Origin of the sequence: Corynebacterium marquesiae (assembly GCF_030229635.1) — a bacterium.
Taxonomy (GTDB): Bacteria; Actinomycetota; Actinomycetes; order Mycobacteriales; family Mycobacteriaceae; genus Corynebacterium; species Corynebacterium marquesiae.
The window spans coordinates 44,926-64,522 of record NZ_JASPII010000014.1; the positions used below are offsets into that span (position 1 = coordinate 44,926).

General features: G+C 58.2%; 24 protein-coding genes. 9 read left to right on the plus strand and 15 right to left on the minus strand.

What is annotated here, in order from left to right; all coding sequences use genetic code 11:
* Window positions 1-48 precede the first annotated feature (48 nt).
* From QP971_RS09310 to QP971_RS09320, 3 genes are read right to left on the minus strand one after another with little or no spacing between them, the layout of a single operon-like run.
* Complete coding sequence (locus tag QP971_RS09310; protein WP_284811504.1) at window positions 49-969, minus strand: DUF5926 family protein; 921 nt, start codon at window positions 967-969, stop codon at window positions 49-51.
* 20 nt (window positions 970-989) lie between these two features.
* Window positions 990-1,694 (minus strand): glycerophosphodiester phosphodiesterase family protein, encoded by a 705-nt coding sequence (locus QP971_RS09315; protein WP_239274057.1) that lies wholly within the window; start codon window positions 1,692-1,694, stop codon window positions 990-992.
* Window positions 1,694-2,641 (minus strand): L-lactate dehydrogenase, encoded by a 948-nt coding sequence (locus QP971_RS09320; RefSeq protein ID WP_239274058.1) that lies wholly within the window; start codon window positions 2,639-2,641, stop codon window positions 1,694-1,696. The genes QP971_RS09315 and QP971_RS09320 overlap by 1 nt, the downstream gene beginning before the upstream one ends.
* Before the next feature lie 87 nt (window positions 2,642-2,728).
* On the opposite strand from QP971_RS09320, the gene QP971_RS09325 reads away from it, so the two are divergent.
* Complete coding sequence (locus QP971_RS09325; protein ID WP_284811502.1) at window positions 2,729-4,471, plus strand: alpha/beta-hydrolase family protein; 1,743 nt, start codon at window positions 2,729-2,731, stop codon at window positions 4,469-4,471.
* On the opposite strand, the gene msrA is transcribed toward QP971_RS09325, so the two are convergent.
* A complete protein-coding gene (gene msrA, locus QP971_RS09330) occupies window positions 4,468-5,115 on the minus strand; it encodes a peptide-methionine (S)-S-oxide reductase MsrA (RefSeq protein WP_284788450.1) in 648 nt (215 codons plus the stop codon). The genes QP971_RS09325 and msrA overlap by 4 nt on opposite strands.
* Window positions 5,116-5,279: 164 nt before the next feature.
* Here msrA and QP971_RS09335 point away from each other — a divergent pair, with 164 nt between their 5' ends.
* Window positions 5,280-5,882, plus strand: a complete 603-nt coding sequence (locus QP971_RS09335; RefSeq protein ID WP_005325362.1) for a superoxide dismutase — start codon at window positions 5,280-5,282, stop codon at window positions 5,880-5,882.
* A gap of 42 nt (window positions 5,883-5,924) precedes the next feature.
* On the opposite strand, the gene QP971_RS09340 is transcribed toward QP971_RS09335, so the two are convergent.
* Window positions 5,925-6,779 carry a LysR family transcriptional regulator gene (locus QP971_RS09340; RefSeq protein WP_284811501.1) on the minus strand — a complete coding sequence of 285 codons (855 nt, stop codon included), beginning with the start codon at window positions 6,777-6,779 and terminating at the stop codon, window positions 5,925-5,927.
* A 71-nt stretch (window positions 6,780-6,850) separates the two neighbouring features.
* Between QP971_RS09340 and QP971_RS09345 the strand changes: the two genes are divergently transcribed.
* A complete protein-coding gene (locus QP971_RS09345; RefSeq protein WP_284792014.1) occupies window positions 6,851-8,002 on the plus strand; it encodes an MFS transporter in 1,152 nt (383 codons plus the stop codon).
* A 10-nt stretch (window positions 8,003-8,012) separates the two neighbouring features.
* Window positions 8,013-9,311 (plus strand): copper oxidase, encoded by a 1,299-nt coding sequence (locus tag QP971_RS09350; RefSeq protein ID WP_269954037.1) that lies wholly within the window; start codon window positions 8,013-8,015, stop codon window positions 9,309-9,311.
* On the opposite strand, the gene QP971_RS09355 is transcribed toward QP971_RS09350, so the two are convergent.
* Complete coding sequence (locus QP971_RS09355) at window positions 9,298-10,731, minus strand: TM0106 family RecB-like putative nuclease (protein WP_284811499.1); 1,434 nt, start codon at window positions 10,729-10,731, stop codon at window positions 9,298-9,300. The genes QP971_RS09350 and QP971_RS09355 overlap by 14 nt on opposite strands.
* Before the next feature lie 69 nt (window positions 10,732-10,800).
* On the opposite strand from QP971_RS09355, the gene QP971_RS09360 reads away from it, so the two are divergent.
* Together QP971_RS09360 and QP971_RS09365 are read left to right on the plus strand one after the other, a co-directional pair.
* Window positions 10,801-11,433: a DUF6474 family protein gene (locus QP971_RS09360; protein WP_284792012.1), complete on the plus strand. Its 633-nt coding sequence runs from the start codon at window positions 10,801-10,803 to the stop codon at window positions 11,431-11,433.
* A 188-nt stretch (window positions 11,434-11,621) separates the two neighbouring features.
* Entirely contained in the window at window positions 11,622-11,933 is a 312-nt protein-coding gene (locus QP971_RS09365; RefSeq protein WP_049377504.1) for a histone-like nucleoid-structuring protein Lsr2, read from the plus strand.
* Here QP971_RS09365 and QP971_RS09370 read toward each other — a convergent pair.
* Window positions 11,930-12,568 carry a LuxR C-terminal-related transcriptional regulator gene (locus QP971_RS09370; RefSeq protein ID WP_040425341.1) on the minus strand — a complete coding sequence of 213 codons (639 nt, stop codon included), beginning with the start codon at window positions 12,566-12,568 and terminating at the stop codon, window positions 11,930-11,932. The genes QP971_RS09365 and QP971_RS09370 overlap by 4 nt on opposite strands.
* A gap of 37 nt (window positions 12,569-12,605) precedes the next feature.
* Window positions 12,606-13,769 (minus strand): sensor histidine kinase, encoded by a 1,164-nt coding sequence (locus QP971_RS09375; RefSeq protein ID WP_198492216.1) that lies wholly within the window; start codon window positions 13,767-13,769, stop codon window positions 12,606-12,608.
* On the opposite strand from QP971_RS09375, the gene QP971_RS09380 reads away from it, so the two are divergent.
* The gene (locus QP971_RS09380) at window positions 13,768-14,304 is read left to right on the plus strand and encodes a DUF2020 domain-containing protein (RefSeq protein WP_049377568.1); all 537 of its coding nucleotides are present in this window, start codon (window positions 13,768-13,770) and stop codon (window positions 14,302-14,304) included. The genes QP971_RS09375 and QP971_RS09380 overlap by 2 nt on opposite strands.
* On the opposite strand, the gene QP971_RS09385 is transcribed toward QP971_RS09380, so the two are convergent.
* Both QP971_RS09385 and QP971_RS09390 read right to left on the minus strand, forming a co-directional pair.
* On the minus strand, window positions 14,301-14,453 hold the full coding sequence (locus tag QP971_RS09385) for a hypothetical protein (protein WP_049377502.1): 153 nt from the start codon (window positions 14,451-14,453) through the stop codon (window positions 14,301-14,303). The two genes, QP971_RS09380 and QP971_RS09385, sit on opposite strands and share 4 nt — an antisense overlap.
* The gene (locus tag QP971_RS09390) at window positions 14,453-15,115 is read right to left on the minus strand and encodes a class E sortase (protein WP_284811496.1); all 663 of its coding nucleotides are present in this window, start codon (window positions 15,113-15,115) and stop codon (window positions 14,453-14,455) included. Before QP971_RS09390 ends, QP971_RS09385 begins: the two co-directional genes overlap by 1 nt.
* Window positions 15,116-15,148: 33 nt before the next feature.
* On the opposite strand from QP971_RS09390, the gene yidC reads away from it, so the two are divergent.
* The gene (yidC, locus tag QP971_RS09395) at window positions 15,149-16,093 is read left to right on the plus strand and encodes a membrane protein insertase YidC (protein WP_284811494.1); all 945 of its coding nucleotides are present in this window, start codon (window positions 15,149-15,151) and stop codon (window positions 16,091-16,093) included.
* On the opposite strand, the gene QP971_RS09400 is transcribed toward yidC, so the two are convergent.
* From QP971_RS09400 to QP971_RS09415, 4 genes are all read right to left on the minus strand, one after another.
* Complete coding sequence (locus tag QP971_RS09400; RefSeq protein WP_049377499.1) at window positions 16,050-16,658, minus strand: TetR/AcrR family transcriptional regulator; 609 nt, start codon at window positions 16,656-16,658, stop codon at window positions 16,050-16,052. The genes yidC and QP971_RS09400 overlap by 44 nt on opposite strands.
* 78 nt (window positions 16,659-16,736) lie before the next feature.
* On the minus strand, window positions 16,737-16,985 hold the full coding sequence (locus tag QP971_RS09405; RefSeq protein WP_049377498.1) for a GlsB/YeaQ/YmgE family stress response membrane protein: 249 nt from the start codon (window positions 16,983-16,985) through the stop codon (window positions 16,737-16,739).
* A gap of 119 nt (window positions 16,986-17,104) precedes the next feature.
* The gene (locus QP971_RS09410; RefSeq protein ID WP_049377497.1) at window positions 17,105-18,004 is read right to left on the minus strand and encodes a universal stress protein; all 900 of its coding nucleotides are present in this window, start codon (window positions 18,002-18,004) and stop codon (window positions 17,105-17,107) included.
* A gap of 41 nt (window positions 18,005-18,045) precedes the next feature.
* Window positions 18,046-18,189: a hypothetical protein gene (locus QP971_RS09415; RefSeq protein ID WP_005325337.1), complete on the minus strand. Its 144-nt coding sequence runs from the start codon at window positions 18,187-18,189 to the stop codon at window positions 18,046-18,048.
* On the opposite strand from QP971_RS09415, the gene QP971_RS09420 reads away from it, so the two are divergent.
* Window positions 18,170-19,180: a pseudouridine synthase gene (locus QP971_RS09420; protein ID WP_431831086.1), complete on the plus strand. Its 1,011-nt coding sequence runs from the start codon at window positions 18,170-18,172 to the stop codon at window positions 19,178-19,180. The two genes, QP971_RS09415 and QP971_RS09420, sit on opposite strands and share 20 nt — an antisense overlap.
* Window positions 19,181-19,263: 83 nt before the next feature.
* Here QP971_RS09420 and QP971_RS09425 read toward each other — a convergent pair.
* A partial coding sequence (locus tag QP971_RS09425) for a hypothetical protein (RefSeq protein ID WP_284811490.1) occupies window positions 19,264-19,597 on the minus strand: 334 nt, incomplete at its 5' end.

Below are 19,597 nucleotides of genomic sequence, written 5' to 3' on the forward strand. Positions count from 1 at the left end.
CGATCAAAAATGGCCCTTCCTCTACTGGGAAGGGCCATATTCTTGTCTTTAGCGCAGGGTCACCTGGCGGGACTTGATGTTTTCTAGTTGCTTGCGCTCATCGGCGCTCAGCTGGGCATCATTAGAGATTTCTTCCTCTAAGGCCTTGTCCACACGGGTGAGGTGATCCTCATAGGAAGCATGGTCAACCTCTGGATCCAAGTCAAAGACTGGGGCAATAAGGCCGTGGGTGCGGAAGACACCGGCAAACTTGGTATCTTCACCGAGGTTCAGCTCACCGCGGGCGGCTACGCGAGCTAGTGCGTTCAGGAATGCGGATTCATCGTCATTGGGGCGGACCCAACGGATGTGGGCCTTGCCGCCGCCAGCATTTGCCCAGAAGGCTGCACCAGTGATGTTCTCGCCCACCTGGTGAGACTCGATAACGGAATCATTTGCCACGCGTAGCGACTGTGCAATCTGCGGGGTGACCTGTGCTCCCTCCGGAATCCACCATTCGAAGTCCTGGTGAACCTGCACGTCGAGGGTAGCGGAGGCATCGATAAGCTCCTCCAGCTTCGGCTCCGAGCCGTCGGCCGCGGTGGATTCCAGGGTGGCGCCCGGCTCGTTATTCTTCACCCAGTTAAGGGCAAAGGCGAGGTCGCGGCCTGGGTTGTGGGTGTGGGACTGCACCTGCAGGCCTACGAAAGCATCTCCGCCAAATTCGGTGTCCCGAATAAGCGCGGCAGAAGCACCCGGCAGGACGGTGGCTACATACACATTCTTATCGCAGCCTTTGACATCAAGCTTGGCAAAAGCGGAGGGGACGAACTCCTGCATGGCGACCAGGGAGGCCTCCGCAGCAAGTCCGCCGTAGGGGCGGGGCTCCTTTTCCAGGGCGGCGCGCTCCTTGGCGCGGGCAGCGAGCTTTGCCTGGCGGCGGGACATGCCCTCAGGCAGCTGTTCCTTGTTCTTTTTCTTCTTGGCCATGCCTCCAAGATACCTGCTTGCTAGAGCTCAATGGCATGCAGGGCCACTTCGGGCTGATTGGTGGCGAGCATATCTACCCCGTTCGCCCACGCCCACTTCATATCCTCCGGCTTGTCTACGGTCCACAGATAGGTGGGCAATCCCTGCGCGCCGATAATTGCCGGCTGCAGCTTCGCGCGCAGCAACGATACGCCGAGCGCGGTGGGCTTGGACAGCATTAGATCGGGACGGTTGACGTGGCGCTCCCAATCGCGACGAAGATAAATCCGGTCCATGTGCGGCGCCAAATTCTGCATGCGGCGGATGGCGTGGTGGGAAAAGGAAATGACGTGGATCCGGGGATCGTCAAAAAGCCCCGCATAACGCAGGCGCAGTACCGTTTGCTCCTCCAGGATGTCGCCCTGCCCGGAGGGGTGCTTAGTCTCGATATAAAGGTGGTGCGGTGTGCCCTCGAGTAGTTCCAAGAGTTCGTCGAGAAGCATCATGCGCTGGCCCGAACCGATGTCAACGCCACGCAATTCTTCCCAGTCCATCTTGGAAATGCGGCCGGGGCGCCCCGCGGTGCGGTCCAACGTGGGATCGTGCTGAACCACTACTTTTCCATCGCGCGTCAAGCGCACATCGCACTCGACGCCGTGAATTGGCAAATCTAGGGCTTTTTCAAAAGCTAGAGGGGATAGCTCCGGATATTTTCCGGAGTATCCCCTATGAGCGATAATCTTCACTAGCCGAAGAACTCTTCCTTGATGTCATTCAGGGTCTTAGCAGAAGCATCGAAACGCTCCTTTTCGTGCGCATTGAGATCCAGCTCAATCGCGCGCACGATGCCGGACCGGTTGATGATGGCAGCGGTGCCGATGTAGAGATCCTCTACGCCGTATTCACCCTGCAGGTAAGCAGATACTGGCAGCGCCACGTCCTGGTTCTGGATGACGGCGGCGGTGATACGGGCCAGGCCCATGCCGATGCCAAAGGAAGTAGAGCCCTTAGCGTCAATGATGGAGTAGGCGGCATCGCGAGTGTCTTCGAAGATCTTCTCGATGCGCTCTGCATACTCCGGATCCGAGTCCAGCTTCTTGGACAACGGGACACCAGCGATATTCGCGGTGGAGACGGCCGGCAGCTCGGAATCGCCGTGCTCGCCCACGATGTAGGCGTGTACGGACTTCGGTGCAACATCTTCCAGCTCGCCCAGCATGTAGCGGAAACGAGCGGAGTCCAGCACGGTGCCCGAGCCGATGACGCGCTTGTGGTCCAGGCCGGAAGCCTTCCATACGGCGTAGGTCAGGATATCCACTGGGTTGGAGGCAACCAGGAAGATGCCATCAAAGTCATTCGCCATGACATCGGAGACGATGCTGTTCATGATCTTGACGTTCTTGCCCACCAAGTCCAGGCGGGTCTCGCCCGGCTTCTGTGCGGCACCGGCGCAGATGACGACCATATCGGCGTCTGCGCAATCGGCGTAGGTGCCCTTGGTGACGCGGGTGCGGGTAGGAGCCCAGACAACACCGTGGTTGAGGTCCATGACGTTGCCTTCTAGCTTCTTTTCATCGATGTCGATGATTGCCAGGTGGTCAACGATGCTTTGGTTGATGAGAGCGAAAGCGTAAGCGACTCCCACATCGCCGGCGCCGATGAGAACTACTTTGTTTCCAACATGATTTGCCATGAGCCCATTGTGCAACTTTGTGGAGATTTTTGCACGGGCTAAATCTCACACTGAAATTCCCACCGAAATCTGGGACAATCGGACATTATGAAACGCGCTCTCCGCCGCGCTGCACTAATCGCTCTTGGCGTAGCCGCGGATCTCACGCCCATCGTCCGTATGACCAGCCGGCAAACCTTACCGCCCAATATGTCGGCTGGAATTTTGGGTGCGGAGTTAGCTACGTGGGCTGCTGTTTCGCCCTCCTTACTCCCCCGCCCGTGGTGGGTGACCGCCGCCAACGTGGCAATTGGTCAGGGCATTGGGCATCTTGGGGCGGCGTCGACAAGCTTTGTCCTCAATAGCATTGGCAAACGCCCGCAGGACCGCCTTGGCCCTCAACATCGACAAATTGTGCACCTTGCTATTGGCGCCGGGACTGCATTTAATGCCGTGCTTTCGCTGCGCAACCAGAAAAAGCAGGCGGAGTTGGTCAATAAGCAACTCGTGCGTGGGCCCGCCACGGCGGCCATCGGCTTGGCCGCGGGCACCGCGGGCTACGGCACTCTCCTCCTCATCGGAGAAGCCACGCAGCTTGCCGTCACTAAACTGTCACGCCAGCTAGGCCGCTGGGTGCCTGCACTCATTGCTTGGCCGGTGGTTACCGCAGGTCTGAGTCTCACGGCGTTTGCGCTTTCTGATCGCGTGGTCTTTCGACGCTGGCTGCGCTCACTATCGCACCAAGCGCAGCGAATTAATAAACAGATTTTCCCCGGCACCTCTATGCCGTGGGAGCCGGAGCGCTCCGGCAGCCCGTGGTCGCTCGAGCCGTGGTCGGCGTTGGGACAGCAGGGACGCCGGTTTGTCTCCAATGGCCCCCGCGCCCGCGATATCCGCACAGTGACGGGAACCGATGCAAAGGAACCCATCCGTATCTACGCCGGATACATACCAGGGCGCTCCTTCCAGCAATCCGCGGAAAAGATCCGCGCCGAACTCGAACGCACCGGTGCCCTGCGGCGAGAGACTATCGTCATCCAAATGCCCGCCGGCTCGGGGTGGATCAATAATTGGGGTGCGTGCTCTTATGAGTTTTTGACCGGCGGGGATTGCGTCACCGTCACCATGCAGTACTCCTACCTGCCTTCGGTTTTTTCCTACCTCGTAGATAAGAACGCACCGAAGCAGGCGGCTCGTGAATTGATTCGGGTCATACAAGAAGAAATAGATAGGCTGCCTAAAGAAAACCGCCCGCGGCTTTATTTCGCAGGTGAATCGCTTGGCGCCTACGCCATTATGGATAACTACCATAATATGGTAGACCTACTTTCCGCGTGTAATGGCGCAGTTTTTTCCGGCCCCCCGCGCATGACGCGCTTTACTCAGCGCCTGCGCCGGGATATTGGTTCCCTAGAACGCCTGCCCGTTATCGATGGCGGCAAGCATGTGCGCTACGCGGCGGCTCCTGACCATACGCTGCACGACGCCTTTGGCAATGACTACGCCCATACCTGGCGCCGACCCCGCATGCTCATTGCCCAGCATGCTTCCGACGCCATCGTGTGGTGGGATCTCAACCTTCTCGTACGCAGGCCCACCTGGATTCATGAACCACAGCCGGAAGCGCTGCACGCGGATACCTTCCGGCAGCTGCATTGGGTTCCGTTTATTACCTGGTGGCAAATTGGCTTGGACCAGATCAATTCCCTCAACGTCCCAGGCGGGCACGGACACAACTATTTTGAAGAAATGCTCTGGTATTGGGATGAGGTCTTAGGATCCCAATCCCGCCAATCGCTCACGCCGAAGTTAGCCAAGAAGATTGCCCGCTTTATCCGGCGCGACGCTTAGTCGCATTTCACCCCAGTACTGTGGTGCGGGCAGTACCCATTAGGAACCTTATATAAGTACTGCTGATGCTCATCCTCAGCCAGGTAGTACTCCCCAGAATCAGTTTCGGAGAGGAGTTTGACCTCCGTGGTGGTATCCCCGAATCCGAATTCCTTGAGTTTCTCTGCATAGGAATCCACGATGCCCTGGATTTCTGCGCGCTCTTCCTCCGTGCGTGGGTAGAAAGCAGAGCGGTATTGCGTTCCTACATCGTTGCCCTGGCGGAAACCCTGCGTGGGATCGTGCGCTTCTAGGGCCTGTACGACAAGATCGCGCAGGCTGATGCGCTGCGGGTCATAGACCACCTCCACCGCCTCGGCATGGTTGGTTAGCCCACGGCACACCTCGTAGTACGTGGGATTCGGGGTGGTACCGCCTGCATAACCCACCGAGGTGGATTCCACGCCTTCGGTCTCCCAAAACATCTTCTCCGCACCCCAGAAACATCCCAACGCGATAAGAATGGAGCGCTGCCCGTCCTTCCACGGCCCGGTAATCGGTGTTCCTAAAACGGCGTGCGGGGCGGGGTCCAAGATCGGCTCCGATCGACCCGGCAGAGCTTCATCTGCAGCAACAAGTTTGGGCTCCGGCTTAAACATCCACATAAGGTATAGCTCCTTCCTTATTCCTTCTTCCCAACGTTGTACTGCGAAAAGCTATTCCGCGGCCAGTTAATATTCGCGCTAGTTCCACAATTCGAATTAATCATGGCGAAATCTTTCCACCGTGCCTATCATCGGGACACGTACCCGAAGAAAGGATTTAACAAATGGCTGTTTACGAACTTCCTGACCTCCCATACGCATTCGACGCACTGGAGCCACACATCTCCGCAGAGATCATGGAGCTCCACCACGATAAGCACCACGCAACCTACGTTGCTGGCGCTAACGCTGCACTCGAGGCACTCGAGGAAGAGCGCAACGGTGAGGCTAACCCGGATCGCATCCGCGCCCTCTCCAAGAACTTGGCGTTTAACTTGGGTGGCCACACCAACCACTCCATCTTCTGGAAGAACCTGTCCCCGAACGGTGGCGGCGAGCCAACCGGCGAGCTGGCAGAGGCCATCAACCGCGACTTCGGCTCCTTTGAGAAGTTCAAGGCTCACTTCTCCGCTGCTGCTACCTCCCTGCAGGGCTCCGGCTGGGCCGTTCTGGGCTACGACCACATTGCTGGCCGCCTCATCATCGAGCAGCTGACTGACCAGCAGGGTAATACCTCCATCAACTTCACCCCGCTGCTGATGCTGGATATGTGGGAGCACGCTTTCTACCTGCAGTACAAGAACGTTAAGGCTGACTACGTTAAGGCCGTATGGAACGTCTTCAACTGGGATGACGTTGCTGAGCGTTTCGCTGCAGCCACCAAGTAACTCCTTTTAGTTACTTCGGCCGCCCCTTCGGGGCGGCTTTTTCTATGCCCGGATAAATTCCCGGAATTGCTGCACTGGGGGCGCATCGTCCCCGGCGCGCCACACTAAACCGAGCTCGCGGTACGCTGGCGGCGTAAGGGGGATCAGGCTCCCCACCTGTAGATAAGGATCATCCAACGGCAAAAGCGCCACCCCGAGTCCTGCCGCTACCAGCCCCGCAACGGTAGTAAGTTCCATCGATTCGAAGACGAGATGGGGACTAAAGCCAGCGTCGTCTGCAAGAGCATCGAGAAGCATGCGCGTGCCATAGCCTGGGAGCATGCCGATGAACGGGTCTGCAGCGAATTCCGCTAGTTTCACCTCCCGCCGGTTCGCTGCCCAGTGGCCTTCCGGCACAGCAAGGCCTAGTCGCTGCACCTTAATCTGGTGCCAGCCCAGGGCTGCATCAGGCCGTGGGCCCACGAGGGCAAGGTCGGATTCGCCGTTTTCCACCCTGCTCACCAGCTCCTGCGCCGCGCCTTGATGCAGGCGAATATCTACGTGCGGGTGCTGCGCGCGATAGCTCTTGAGCAGGTCCGGAACTAGCCAGGTGCCCAGCGAGTGCATGAAATCTAGGCGCACGGTGCCGCGTTCTGGATCCATGAGGCGGGCAACATCGTCCCGCCCTACCTGGTAGGCGCGGAGCATTTCCCGCCCAGCCGCAGCGAAGGCCCGCCCGCGCGAATTCACGTGCAGGGTGCGCCCAGTGCGCTCGAAAAGGCGGGCGCCAAGACTAGCTTCTACGCGCTGTACCCGGCGGGTCAGCGCGGATTGGGAGATTCCCAGTTCATCGGCCGCAGCACCCACGCGACCTTGATCCACCACGGCGAGGAAGCCGCGGACATCCTCCACATTCATGCATGCTCCGCATCGTTTAGTGTATTTTTCCACATTTTACACATGCTGCATGTCCGGGCAGGCTAAATGATATGACTCGAACGCGGCGCGCAACGGTAGCCATGCTCCTTGTAGGCTTGGCTATATTCTCCAGCCTGTATTCCACCCAAGCCATTCTTCCGACGCTGGTACACAACATGGGCCTTTCTTCCACTGAAGCGGCCATGACCGTATCGGCCGCCACGGGCGCGCTGGCCCTATGCGTGGTGCCCGCATCGATTCTCTCCGAGCGTTTCGGCCGCGGACGTATTCTGCTCATTTCGGCCGTTGCCGCGACCGGCGTGGGGCTCATTGTGCCCCTCGCCCAGGAGGGGTGGCAGCTCATCGTGGTACGCGGCCTGCAGGGTGCGCTGCTGTCCGGCGCCCCCGCCACGGCAATGGCATGGCTTTCTGAAGAACTCGATGACAAAGCCCTGCCGCGGGCTATGGGCCTATACATTGCAGGCACCTCCGTCGGTGGCCTTACCGGCCGCCTCATTCCCACCGGACTGGTGGAGATTTCCACGTGGCGCTGGGCGCTCTTCGGCTCGGCGCTGGTCTCACTCGCCTTTGCCATTACGTCTTGGCTGCTACTTCCTACCCAACGCAATTTCCAGCCCAAATCCATCCATCTCAAGACCGAAAGCCGGGCGCTTTTGGGCCATTGGGCCAACCGGGATTTGGCCTTGCTCTTTCTCACCGCATTCCTGTCCATGGGCACGTTTGTCTCCATGTATAACTTCTTAACCTTCCGGCTCATCGATGATTTTGGTCTGGCCCCTTCGCTAGCCGGCTTGGCCTTTTTGTTCTACCTCACCGGCACATGGTCCTCAGCGCGGGCAGGTTCCCTTGTCGCACGCATAGGCCATGGGAAAACCCTATTCGCCTCTGCCGTGCTTTTTGCCCTTGGCATCGCGCTGTGCGCCGGTAACCTTCCGCTGACGCTTCTGGGCATGATCGCCTTTACCGTGGGCTTTTTCGCCGTACACTCCACCGCCTCCGGGTGGGTGGGTCAGATCGCCACCCACGACCGTGCGGAGGCTTCTTCGATGTATGTGTTCTGCTATTACTTTGGCTCTTCTGTGGTGGGCGCATGTGCCGGCCTGCTTTTCGACGCCCTATCGTGGCCCCTCTTCATTGCCTTCTTCACCGCCGTAGCCCTCGCCCTTACTGCACTGACTTGGACCAAGATTAAATCCGACTAAAATCGGTTTTATGCCTGAGAATAAGTGGTCGGCGCGGACATGGCACCGCAAGGCCTCCCGTCCCGTATCCCTATGGATGATGGTTTTCATCCTCGTGGGGGCAACGCATACCTTGGTCCCGAACTACCGGTGGGTACTCATCCACCTATTCACCCTCGGACTGGTGAGCAATAGCATCATCGTGTGGTCCCAGCACCTAACTGAGAAATTCACCCAACAGCGCCTCCCCGAATCCACTCGACCTACCCAATTGGCCCGCATCTATGGACTCAATGCCGGAATCATCCTCGCGTTAATCGGTCAAATCCTCATGGAGTTCTGGTCCCAGCACTGGATTGTTACTCAGGTGGGCGCCACGCTCATTGCACTGATGATGCTCTGGCATGCGGCATCGCTCTTCCAGCAATGGCGCGGTGCCAAAAATAAGCGCTTCCGCCCCGTAGTGGGCGCTTATGTTCTTTCCGCTCTGTGCCTGCCGGTGGGTGCCATCTTTGGCGGGCTGCTGGCCGTCTATCCCGGCCATCCCACGCTGCTACTCGCCCATATCGCCGCCAATATCGGCGGATTCATCGGCTTGGCCGCGGCCGGTTCTCTCACCATCCTTTTCCCTTCCATCTGGCGCACCCAAGGCATTAATCGCCACATGCAATCCTCCTTTGCGCTGCTCGCAGTCGGTGTGGTTGCCACGATCGTGGGCGCTTTCCTCGGCTTCCCCGAGTTGGGTCTTATCGCCTACTGCTGCGGTTGGGCGCTGAGCTTGCAGCAGTGGCTCGCTAATGTGCTGACGGTGGCTAAGGACCCGCGCGATCGCATCACCTTTTCCTCGGTCTCCGTGCTCATGGCCTCTTTATGGCTGGTGCTGTCTTTGGTGTACTACACGGTGCAGCATTTCTTTATGCCCGAGCCGGCGCTGCCCACCCTCGCCTTGCTGGTGGGGTTTGCCGGTCAACTGCTCATCGGCGTGATGAGCTACCTCTTGCCCAGCACCATGGGTGGCGGCCCCGCTGCCGTCCGGGCGGGCTTGCAACAGCTGGACAAACTCGGCCTCCTGCGCGCCACCTTCGTCAACGGTGGGCTGCTCATCTGGATCGGCACCGATATTTCCCTGCTTAAGGTGGTCGCCTCCCTCTTGTGCATCCTGTCCCTGGCGGTCTACCCCGTGCTCATCGCCCGGGCGGTGAAGGCCCAGAAGCAGGTCTTGATGAAGAAGGCGGAGGGCCCGGATCCGAAGCCGGGGCCAGAGTGGAACCAGGTCTACGCGGGCATAGCGATTCTCGCGGTCATCTACGCCCTATTTACAGCGCTGTAGTACCCGGCGCGCCGGCGTCCATCCACTCGCGGACCGCGCGGGTGGCCTGGACGTCGCCGGAGTTATAGTCCAGCAAGCGCTGTCGCGCCACGAAGTCACCGGCTAGCGCCTCGCGGCGCGCGTTCACGGATTCTTCACCGTCGAAGTCTTCTTCTGGCCAAGTAAAACCCGCTTCCGGGGCGACTATCTTCAGGCCTAGGCCGAAGGGGCCGGCGAAGGATCGTTTGACGTGGGCGAACATATCCACCCACTCCGGTGAGGAGATAAACTCTTCTACTTCCCGCTCATCTACCTCGCGGAAGCGCTGCGCGGACATGCGCATCCAATGGTTCTCACCGTGGGACGAGTAGCAATATGCAGCAAAGGTTTTGCCCTCCGCATGGGCTTGCGCACGCACATCCATCAACCAGCGCCAGAATGCCGCAAAGTTCTCTGCCTCGGCGCGGCCGCCCAACGGCTCCCACGTAACAAACGGGACGTAGTTACCGTCGTGCCACGCTCCCCATAGATACGCGCCCTGGTCCAGGTAGGCTTCCATATCCACGTCTACCTCCACGTCTGCGCGCGGGACCTGCACGCCGCCGCGGCGCAGCAACACTTCCCCGGCGCGCCAGGCAGCAGCAAGGCGGGAGGGCTCGCCCAGGTCGGCGTCGATAAGCGCCTGCACGGTAGTAATCCCGCGCTCGCGATAAGGTTTAGCGCGGTCGCCGGATAGGAAGAGCGAAATATCATCCGCCGCCACCAGCTCTTGCTCGCACAAAGACCAAAAGCGGCAGCTCGCGCACTCCTTGACTCGCACCGGGGCGGTAGGAAGCGGCTGGTTCCAGGCGCGTTCCAGATCAAACTTGGCTGTTTCCGTAAAAAATGCCCGAGTGCGGTCCTGGCCGATGGCCCCGCCCCGGCCGGAATCGAGCCCGAGATCCCGCAAAGCACGGGCGGCAAACGCTAAGCGGTAACCATCTACCGCATGATGGCGCAGCTTATACGGCGCCTCGAGCGGCTCGCTCAGGCCCAAGCGATGGGTAGGCACCGCCGGCGTCGTCTTGGTGTCATTCTTGCGGGCCACACGGTGATTGGACACGATAATCGGGGTGTACTTATCGCCTTCGCGCAGAAGCAAATCTACGCGCACCATCCACTCCTCGGTGGCGAAGACCGCGTTGGTGATGTGCGTATACCCGGAAGCTAAGGCCTCAAGGGTGCGCATGGAGCGCTCCCACTCATCGCCTTCCAGATCGATGCGGCGAAACCTGCCAGAGCCCTTGCGGGGAAACATCTCCATGACGGCCTCCACTGCAGCCGCGTGGCGCTCCGCCCGGGCAATCGAGGCATGGGTGCGCGGCATCTCGGGGTGCGCGCGCCGCTGTACTAAGCGGTAGCGGCACCCCACCAGGTCCGAAGCAACAACCACATCCTCCACACCGGGTGAGCTTAATAGAACGGCAAGGTAAAGTTGAATCCAGACTCGATCAAACGTGAGGGAAATTTAATGAGCATTCTGAAGAAAGTTAAAAAGGCCCGCCAAGAAGCACGCGCACAGGCAAAGGCTGCCAAGACCCGCGCCAAGGCAGAGGTAAAGGCCCAGTCTAAGGACCGCCGCCGCCAGCAAAAGCTCCTGGCCAAGCAGGAAAAGCACCTCATTAAGTCGGAGGAAAAGGGCCTGAAGAAGCGCCGCAAGCATGAGGAGAAGATGGCCAAGAACGAGCTAGCCAAGCTCAAGGCCGGCCGCTTTAACTCCGATAACGTCAAGCGCTATGCCGGTGCACTGCGCACCGCCGCACCCCTGCTGCTGCCGCTCCTCTACCGCGGCTACGTGGGCCTGAAGACCGAAGGCGAAAAGCGCAAGGCCGCTAAGGCGGGCGTGAGCTCGGAACAGATGGCTTCCTTCTCCGGCTACGGTGCGCCGCTCAAGGCCCGCACCGCCGGCATCCGCAACTCCCTCGATAACACGGACGTTCCAGCCGGCTTCAAGCGCGATGTGCGTGACCGCCTGCAAGAAGTAGACTCCGCCATCGATAATGCCGAGTTCATGACCGAGCAGCAGCGCCGCCGCGCTCACAAGACCATTAGCTCGGAAATTGACTCCATTACTGCGGAAATCCAGCAGCGCCTGGCCCAGTAAAAGAGCTACACGCCACCACCGCCCCTATTCGGTGGTGGCGTTTATTTATTTTCTATAAAGATCCGGGATTTTTCGGGAAAAGTATTTTCGGCCAGAAAAAGTTGCTGATACTCTTCTAACCGCCCTACCCCTTTAACACCGTTTATGTTCTCTGTGCTTGGTGTGCAATTGTTAAAATTGGAGGAAATATGTCCCGCCGTGAAGTGACCCAATTTTACGACGACTTGGACCACACCCTAATCCCCGAAGATCAGCTAGAAGTCGTTCGCTTCAGCGTAAACGGTCAAAATTACCTCATCGATCTCTCCGTGGATAACGCGCGTCACTTCCATAATCTTCTGGCCCCCTACGTGGACGCCGCCCGCATTGCCCCGGACATCAATGCACAGCGCGCCAATCCCAGCCAGATCCGCGAATGGGCCCGCGCCCAAGGGCTACCAGTGGCGCACCGCGGAAAAATCCCGCAGGACGTCATCGAGGCGTATAACGCCGCTAATTAAAGCACGCCTTGCTCGCGGGCGGCTGCCACCGCAGAGGTGCGCGAGCGCACACCCAATTTGTCATAAATGTGCACAAGGTGGGACTTTACCGTGGCCTCAGACAGCATGAGGTCTTGGCCAATCTGCCGGTTCGACGCCCCCGCTGCTACCAGCTGCAAGACCTCGAGCTCACGCGGCGTGAGGGAGGTGCGTGGCGTACGCACGCGAGTCATCAGCCTATCGGCCACGATGGGAGATAGCGCCGAATCACCCTCCGCAGTCGAGCGCACTGCGGACAGCAGCTCGTGCGGTGGTGCATCCTTGAGCAAATAGCCCACGGCACCGGCTTCGATAGCGCCGAGGATATCCGCATCAGTGTCATAGTTGGTAACCACGAGGACCTTGGGCGGGGTGGCCATCGCGGAGCGAATCTGCGCGGTTGCCTCCGCGCCACCCATAACGCGGGTCCCCTCCACGCCCGCGCCGAAGCGCAGGTCCATCAATATGACATCGATGCCGCCCGCCTGCGCTGCCGACACCGCAGCTTCGGCCGTAGCGACCTCCCCTACGACGTCGATATCCTCTGCCCCCTCAAGCACGGAGCGCAGACCCAGGCGGACGATTTCGTGGTCATCTGCCAGTAGGACCCGAATCACGACATTCCTCCTATCGATGTCATTGTCAACCAAAAGTTTAATCTACCCGGTTGCCTAAGGGCATACTAACTGACACGGCAGTGCCCTCCCCCGGCGCGGATTCAATAATGACCTCACCACCTAGCTCTTGTGCACGGCGCCTAATTGCGGCCAGCCCAATATGCCCCAGTCCAGCCGGGGTACTTTCCACCGCGGTCGGATCAAAGCCCTTGCCGTTATCCACCACATCCAGGCGCACCTCATCGCCCTCATAGGTCACCGTGATCCGGGCGCGGCTTGCCTTTGCATGCTTGACGACGTTCCCCACAGCGCCCTGCGCAATCCGCAGCAGCGCCGCCTCTACCTTCATGGGCAGCTGCTGTACCTCTCCTTCGGATTCCACCTCGACGTGGATATCTCCGGTAGCGCCGAAATTCTCCGCCATACGGGTCAACGCGGCCTCAAGGGATGCCTCATTGAGCGTCGGCGGCTGCAAAGCGGCAATCATTGCCCGCGCTTCGTGCAAATTATCCGCGGCCGTCCTGCGGGCCAGCTCGATGCGCTCTCGCGCTTTGCCCGCGTCCTGCTTATCCAAATCACGGTCCGCTGAATGCAGGAGCATTTGAATGGAAGACAGCCCCTGGGCAAGGGTGTCATGAATCTCGTGCGCAATGCGCTGACGTTCGGCCACCATGCCGGCATCGCGCTCCGTGGCTGCCAGCTGCGAACGGGTTTCAATCAACTCTTTATTCATCCGCGACAGCGTCCGGAAGGCGTAGGTGATCGCTATGGTCACCAGCGCCGAGACCGCCGGCCCCATGACACCGCCGAAGGTCAGGCCCTGCGGAATCTGCACCACCACGGTGATGATCGAGGCAACGATGACGCACGCGATGCCCGCCGCCATGTCCAGCACCGTAAGGTACAAAAAGAACATGGCGAAGACCAGATAGATTGCCGCTGGGGCCACGAACAGATCCGCAACCCACAGCACCGAGAGTATGCACAACCACAGGTAGCGCACAGGCTGGGCCCAATATTCCCCGTATACCGAGCCTGCGAAGTACACGGCCGCAAAGCCCACCAAAAGCAGCAGGTTGATGATCGCTTGCGAAAGCGGCATCCGCGCGGAGGTAAAAATGCCCACCACCAGCAGGCCAGCGGTCAGGATATGGATGCCGGTGCGCAACGCATCGGTATCCCGGTCTATTGTGGAGCTCATGCGCAAAAGCCTACTTCCCCTACTCGCTCTAGCCACTTTTGGGATCGTCGGCTGCGATTCACCCGCACCCACCCCTGCACCAACTACTACGGTCGCTCCGGAGGCTTCGGAGTCACCGGAGGTTAACGTCGCCCAAACCGCGGAAGTCAATGACTGGAGCGATTGCCCTTACATCGGCCCCGGCTGGCTCGAAGAAACCAACGGCCAGCGCCTGACCAAGCAGGGCATCGACACGCGCTTTCCCACCCCGGCCTGCGTCTTTTGGTCCTACCAGGACGAGCCACAGGCCACCGTCATCGTGCGCGATATGCCCACGGTCGACGACGCCCGCGCCGCAGTGGATTGGGCCGCGCCTATCGACGCCACCGAACCGGCCTCCTTCGACGGCTGGGAAGGCGGCCGGGGCGTGGTCAATGAGCACGCCGTGTACGCCGTGCAGAAGGACACGCACGCGGTGCTGGTGTGGAGCAACCAGCAACAAACCGTTAAGTCAGAGCAAATCGCCCACGAAGCGATCGCCAACTTGGGCCTTTAAACCGCAACGTCGTTATACGGCATCATCGGCGACAGCCACGGGAATACAACCTCCATAAGTAGGAAGAAGACTCCCACCGCAATAGCAATGGCCAAGATGACCTTCACCGGCGTCGGCCCCGGCAAGAGATTCCACAAAGCGCGATACATTATTTCTCCTCTTTTTCTACTTCCATAGCGTGCACAATCATGCGCTCCGCGTTGGAAAACTGCGGGTGGCACGTGGTCAAGGTCAAGATCTCGCGGCTCGGTTCGGCGTCCGACTCTGGCACGGGGTTGGTCACCGAGACGTCGCCAGGCGTCGTAATATGCCGACCAGCCACATGGGAATACTCCGGCGGAATTCCATTGAAACAGTCCGCCTGCTCGCCATCGATGGGCAAAACGCGATAGGTAATTCGCTCCTTGTGCGTCTCCACCACGATGTCATCGCAGGTCTCTAGCTTGCCCAAGTCATTAAAGGGAGCTCCTTTGCCCACGCGGTGGCCCGCAACCGCAAAATTGCCCATCTCTCCCGGCATCTGGGAATCCTCGTAGCGGCCCGGGCCGCGCAGCAGGTCATCTTCATTAGTGCCCTCAATAATGGCGAAGCGGTAGTCAGAACCGAACGTGGGAATATAAAGCTGCGCGAACGCCTCACCCAACTCCGGCTCTAGCTTCTGCCGGGGATTTCGCCATTGCTCTTCGAGGTGGGCGCTCGCCTCCTCCTGCAGCTGACCGGATTCTACATTTGTCCAATAGGCTTCATAGAATGCAAAGAGTAAAAGAACCACGCCAATGGTTAGCATGAGTTCCCCAAGAACTTTAGTCATGCCTTAAACCATACTGCCCATGAAAGGTTAAGCATGTACGAAGTCTTCATGTACCCAGTTTCCGGAATCATGAAGTTCTGGCACTGGCTCATCAGCAGCTTCGTCGGTGAATCTACGGCCTGGCTGATTTCCATCATCTTGCTGGTTATCACCGTGCGCGGCATCGTTGTTCCCCTGAACTGGATTTCCGTACGCTCCGCCCGTATCGGCGCACTCATCCGCCCGGAGAATAACCGCATCAAAAAGCAGATGAATAACGCCACCACCACCGAGGAGATGGCGGCGCTCATGCAAGAGGAAAAGAACCTCATGAAGAGTTATAACTACAACCCCGCAGCTGGTTGTGTCCCCCCGCTCATCATGATTCCGGCCTTCATCGGCCTTTATCAAGTGCTCCTGCGCATGTCCAATATTGAGAGCGGCTCCACCACCGTGGGCATGTTGAATGCCTCCGATGTTTCGGCCTTCCGCGAAACCACCTTCTACGGCGCTCCGCTGACGGATTTCGCCCGCGAGCACGGCGACCTCATCAACCCCATCCTCATTGCCGCCATCGCCTTTACCATGGCTAATTCCGTCATTTCCCTCGTGCGCAGTTTCCGCACCACTCAATTTGATCAGAAGGTCAACCGCCGCGTCTTCATACTCATGGGCTTTTTGCTGTTGGTAATCCCTTTCTTCCTGTGGCACCTAGCCCAAACCGGACCTATCCCAGTAGCAATCATTCTTTACTGGGGCTGCGCCTATCTCTTCACGTTGATCCAAACCGCTATCTTTGAGATCATTTTGCACCGCGACTACCCGCTTACTGAGGATGTCCACGCTATGCGTCGCGAAAGCATTCGCCGCTGGCGCAAGCGCGAAAAAGAACCCGCCCTCTCCAAGGAGGAGAAGAAGCGGGTCAACCAGCTACGTATGGAGGCGCGAAAGTACCTTAAATCGAATAATCAGCAGGGGGAGCAGAAAGCATCTGAGTAGCCAGGTCGCGGGCCGTCTGCAGCGGCCCAATCTCCTTGGTGAGCCGAGCACCCGCACGGCCGCCATCCAAGAGAATCAACAGCTGGCTCGCCTGCGAGGACGATGGGTAACCATTGCGCTCAGTTAGCAAAGCCGTCAGAGTGGAATGCACCCAATTACGGTGTTCAACGCAGGCAGCCACGATACCGTGTTCCGCCTCGGTTTCGGGGCGCGGATACTCTCCTGCCGCATTCAAGAAGTGGGAGCCGCGGAATTCCTGCGTGGGTTCTTCCTCGATCGCCTTATCAAAAAAGGCCAGGATCTTTTGATCCGGATCCGTCATCTCTGCGGTACGCTGTTCCCAATCTTGGCGGAACTTCTCATCCAAAGCTTCTACATAAGCGATAACGAGCGCGTCTTTGGAACCAAATAAGGAGTACAAAGAAGCTTTAGCCACATCTGCCTCGCGTAGGATGCGGTCAATTCCGATAACGCGAATGCCCTCGGTGGTAAAAAGCTTGGTCGCCGATTCCAGCAGCCGGCTGCGCGGGCTGGGCCGATTACGGCGCGACTTCTTCTCTGCCATGGGTTCCTCTCTAAAACGACAAAGCCGGTTCATCTATACTTTATAGACAAACCGGTTTGTACGCGAATTAAATTCGGGCTACTTCTTGATGAGCCCCACGATCCACAACAGGATACAAGCACCACCCGTAGCGGCAATCAAGGAGAAGATCCATCCACCTTCCTCAATATTCAGGAAGTGGATAATCATGCCACCGATGACGCCACCCAGCACACCAACAATAAGGTTGGTCAGCAGGCCGTGGTCGCGCTTCATAATCTTCTCTGCCAGCCAGCCGGCAATGATACCAATAACAATCGAGCTAATAAGCCCCAGACCCAAATTCATGTAATCCTCCTAAAATAGCGGGTATACCTTAGCGTACACGAGGGCACACTACCTAAGGCGGCTCCACACAACAAGAGCGCTCCGCCCTTGTGGGCGAAGCGCTCTATGAACAGCAGCTTTTAGTCTTCCTCATCCGGACGGACAACCATCATCGGGCACGGTGCGGACTGCAACAGTGCGCGAGAGGTCGAGCCCAAGAGCATGCCTTTAAAGCCGCCACGACCGTGCGAACCAACAACCAATAGCTGCGCGCCTTCTGCAGCCTCGGTCAAAGCGCTCACTGGACGGTCACGGGTAATGAGCTTCTTTACCTCAACCTCTGGGTATTCTTCACGCGGCTCCTTCAGATTCTCGGTCAGAAGCTCGCTCTGCTCCTTTTCAATATCAGCCCACTCGGACTGGGCGGCCGACAGACCCGCCAAGGAAGCCTGCACCTGCATATCCATCCAAGTATGCACGGCAATCAAAGCAGCACCGCGGGCCTGAGCCTCTCGGAATGCGTAAGAAGTAGCTTTCTGCGATACCTCGGAACCATCCACACCAACGACGACAGGGCCGTACTTAGTGGAGTCCGTAACATGATTATCCTCGCGAACGACGACCACCGGGCAAGAGGCGTGCGATACAACCGAAGCGGAGACAGAACCCATCACCATGCCGGACAGGCCACCCATGCCGCGGGAGCCCATGACGATCATGGTGACATCGTGCGACATTTCTAGCAGCATGTCGATCGGGGAGCCCTCGGCCACAGTGTGACCAATCTTCAGCTCTGGGGCTACCTCATGAGCGATGGCGCGAGCTTCCTCGATCTTCTCGAGGGTCTCGGCCTGCAAGTCGTCGAAAAGCTCCTTTGGCGGAACCATGCCCTCTGCGTACAGGAACTGTGGCATGGTGTAGCTAGATGCGATCCGCAGTGGAATCTCGCGCTTCATAGCCGTATTTGCGGCCCAACGTACTGCATTCTTCGATGCATCCGAACCGTCAACGGCAACGACTACAATGTCTTCCTTAGCCATGATGTGTCCTTTCGGTGGTTATACCTTAATTGTAGTACGGATTAGGCTTGAGGGTTGACGGTTGCAGCCTCGGAATTCGACGGGAACATAACGGTGTACACAAACTCCAAGACGGTGCGAATTACGGCACCAATACCTTCAGAGAAAAAGGCAACAACCGGTTCAATGAGAGAGTTAAAATCCATGGACAAAACATTAATACATCGCCGAAAAGGTTTCACGCCTTTGCCGATTAAAGACGGCCTGAATCCAACCCGCGTGCGCACCTCCGAGGCAGGCATAACGGCCTGGGACTTTCTTAGTGCAGTAATTTCGGCACAACGCCATCGACACCCCGATGACGACGCCTCGGCGCTCCAGGCGCGCTTCGACTCCGGCGAGGTTGTCCTACGCAATCAGACCAGGCTTCGGCCGGACTCAATATTAGGCAACGACGAGGACGTCTTTTTCTACCGCATTCCGGCACCCGAAACACCGGTGCCTTACGACGTCCCTATTCTCTTCGAAGATGAGCATATCCTCGTCGCCGATAAGCCGCCGTTTATGGCAACCATGCCACGCGCACGCCACATCGTACAAACAGCTACAGTCCAGCTCCGACGAATGACAGGAAACGACGAGCTCGCACCGGCGCACCGCCTAGACAGACTTACCTCCGGAATTTTGCTATTCACCAAACATCGTGATGTTCGCGGCGCCTACCAAACGCTCTTTGCGGAAAAGAAAGTACAAAAGACCTATCAGGCGATCGCCGAATACCGCCGCTTTCCGACGCCCCTCCAGTGGGCCTCCCACCTCACCAAAACCCCCGGCGAAATCCAGGGCCGAATCGGCGACGGTCGCCCTAACGCATTCACCACGCTCGCTTCAGTCGAGCGAATAGACAACACCCCTTATGAAAAAATCCACGGCGACCTGCCGCGATTGGGCAAGTACACGCTAAAACCAACAACGGGAAAGACCCATCAATTGCGTCTCCATATGTGGCAGGCCGGCGTACCCATCCTGGGTGATCCCGTCTATCCAAAAACCTTTCCCGAAGAAGCAGAGGACATGCGTATTCCTATGCATCTCACAGCGACCCATATCGAATTCACCGACCCTATTAGCGGAAAGCCTCGGCAATTCGAGTCCGATCTACCTCTTTACACGCACCACCTAGTAGAGCATCAATAACCTAGGCCGGATAGCCAATGATCAATTCGAGTGCACTTCGCATCAAATTGTAGAAGGCACTACCAAAGTTCTGACCCGGACAGCTATTCACTCCTAGCTTCGACCATCATTTGAAGCACACTCATGAAATACCCCGATAAGGCAGCGATGCCGAAAATCCAATTCAGTGCGACGTTGCCTACGATAATTACCGACATAAGAAACAATAGAGTACAAACCGCAGCGAATAAAAGGTAAATTCGTGCTCTATTTCGTTGGTTCCCCATCTCTTTCCCTTTCTTGAAATCAACGATCCTGGCGCAGGGGTGATCCCCACGTTGAGCCAGTATAGCGCGTGCATTGAAGCGTCCTGGGTTTAGTTCCGCTTCTTTTACGGCCCTGTGTTGATGGGCTGGGTGAGATAGTACTCGGTTTCTA

What these genes read in the sequence shown, in the direction of transcription:
- QP971_RS09335 (WP_005325362.1), top strand. Translation starts at nt 5,280, where the DNA reads ATGGCTGTTTACGAACTTCCTGACCTCCCATACGCATTCGACGCACTG.
- QP971_RS09380 (WP_049377568.1), top strand. Translation starts at nt 13,768, where the DNA reads ATGCGCAAAAGCCTACTTCCCCTACTCGCTCTAGCCACTTTTGGGATC.
- yidC (WP_284811494.1), top strand. Translation starts at nt 15,149, where the DNA reads ATGTACGAAGTCTTCATGTACCCAGTTTCCGGAATCATGAAGTTCTGG.
- QP971_RS09310 (WP_284811504.1), bottom strand. Translation starts at nt 969, where the DNA reads ATGGCCAAGAAGAAAAAGAACAAGGAACAGCTGCCTGAGGGCATGTCC.
- QP971_RS09385 (WP_049377502.1), bottom strand. Translation starts at nt 14,453, where the DNA reads ATGTATCGCGCTTTGTGGAATCTCTTGCCGGGGCCGACGCCGGTGAAG.
- QP971_RS09420 (WP_431831086.1), top strand. Translation starts at nt 18,170, where the DNA reads ATGAGAGAGTTAAAATCCATGGACAAAACATTAATACATCGCCGAAAA.
- QP971_RS09405 (WP_049377498.1), bottom strand. Translation starts at nt 16,985, where the DNA reads ATGAATTTGGGTCTGGGGCTTATTAGCTCGATTGTTATTGGTATCATT.
- QP971_RS09415 (WP_005325337.1), bottom strand. Translation starts at nt 18,189, where the DNA reads ATGGATTTTAACTCTCTCATTGAACCGGTTGTTGCCTTTTTCTCTGAA.
- QP971_RS09320 (WP_239274058.1), bottom strand. Translation starts at nt 2,641, where the DNA reads ATGGCAAATCATGTTGGAAACAAAGTAGTTCTCATCGGCGCCGGCGAT.
- QP971_RS09350 (WP_269954037.1), top strand. Translation starts at nt 8,013, where the DNA reads ATGCCTGAGAATAAGTGGTCGGCGCGGACATGGCACCGCAAGGCCTCC.
- QP971_RS09340 (WP_284811501.1), bottom strand. Translation starts at nt 6,779, where the DNA reads ATGAATGTGGAGGATGTCCGCGGCTTCCTCGCCGTGGTGGATCAAGGT.
- QP971_RS09400 (WP_049377499.1), bottom strand. Translation starts at nt 16,658, where the DNA reads ATGGCAGAGAAGAAGTCGCGCCGTAATCGGCCCAGCCCGCGCAGCCGG.
- QP971_RS09365 (WP_049377504.1), top strand. Translation starts at nt 11,622, where the DNA reads ATGTCCCGCCGTGAAGTGACCCAATTTTACGACGACTTGGACCACACC.
- QP971_RS09325 (WP_284811502.1), top strand. Translation starts at nt 2,729, where the DNA reads ATGAAACGCGCTCTCCGCCGCGCTGCACTAATCGCTCTTGGCGTAGCC.
- QP971_RS09410 (WP_049377497.1), bottom strand. Translation starts at nt 18,004, where the DNA reads ATGGCTAAGGAAGACATTGTAGTCGTTGCCGTTGACGGTTCGGATGCA.
- QP971_RS09345 (WP_284792014.1), top strand. Translation starts at nt 6,851, where the DNA reads ATGACTCGAACGCGGCGCGCAACGGTAGCCATGCTCCTTGTAGGCTTG.
- QP971_RS09360 (WP_284792012.1), top strand. Translation starts at nt 10,801, where the DNA reads ATGAGCATTCTGAAGAAAGTTAAAAAGGCCCGCCAAGAAGCACGCGCA.
- msrA (WP_284788450.1), bottom strand. Translation starts at nt 5,115, where the DNA reads ATGTGGATGTTTAAGCCGGAGCCCAAACTTGTTGCTGCAGATGAAGCT.
- QP971_RS09390 (WP_284811496.1), bottom strand. Translation starts at nt 15,115, where the DNA reads ATGACTAAAGTTCTTGGGGAACTCATGCTAACCATTGGCGTGGTTCTT.
- QP971_RS09375 (WP_198492216.1), bottom strand. Translation starts at nt 13,769, where the DNA reads ATGAGCTCCACAATAGACCGGGATACCGATGCGTTGCGCACCGGCATC.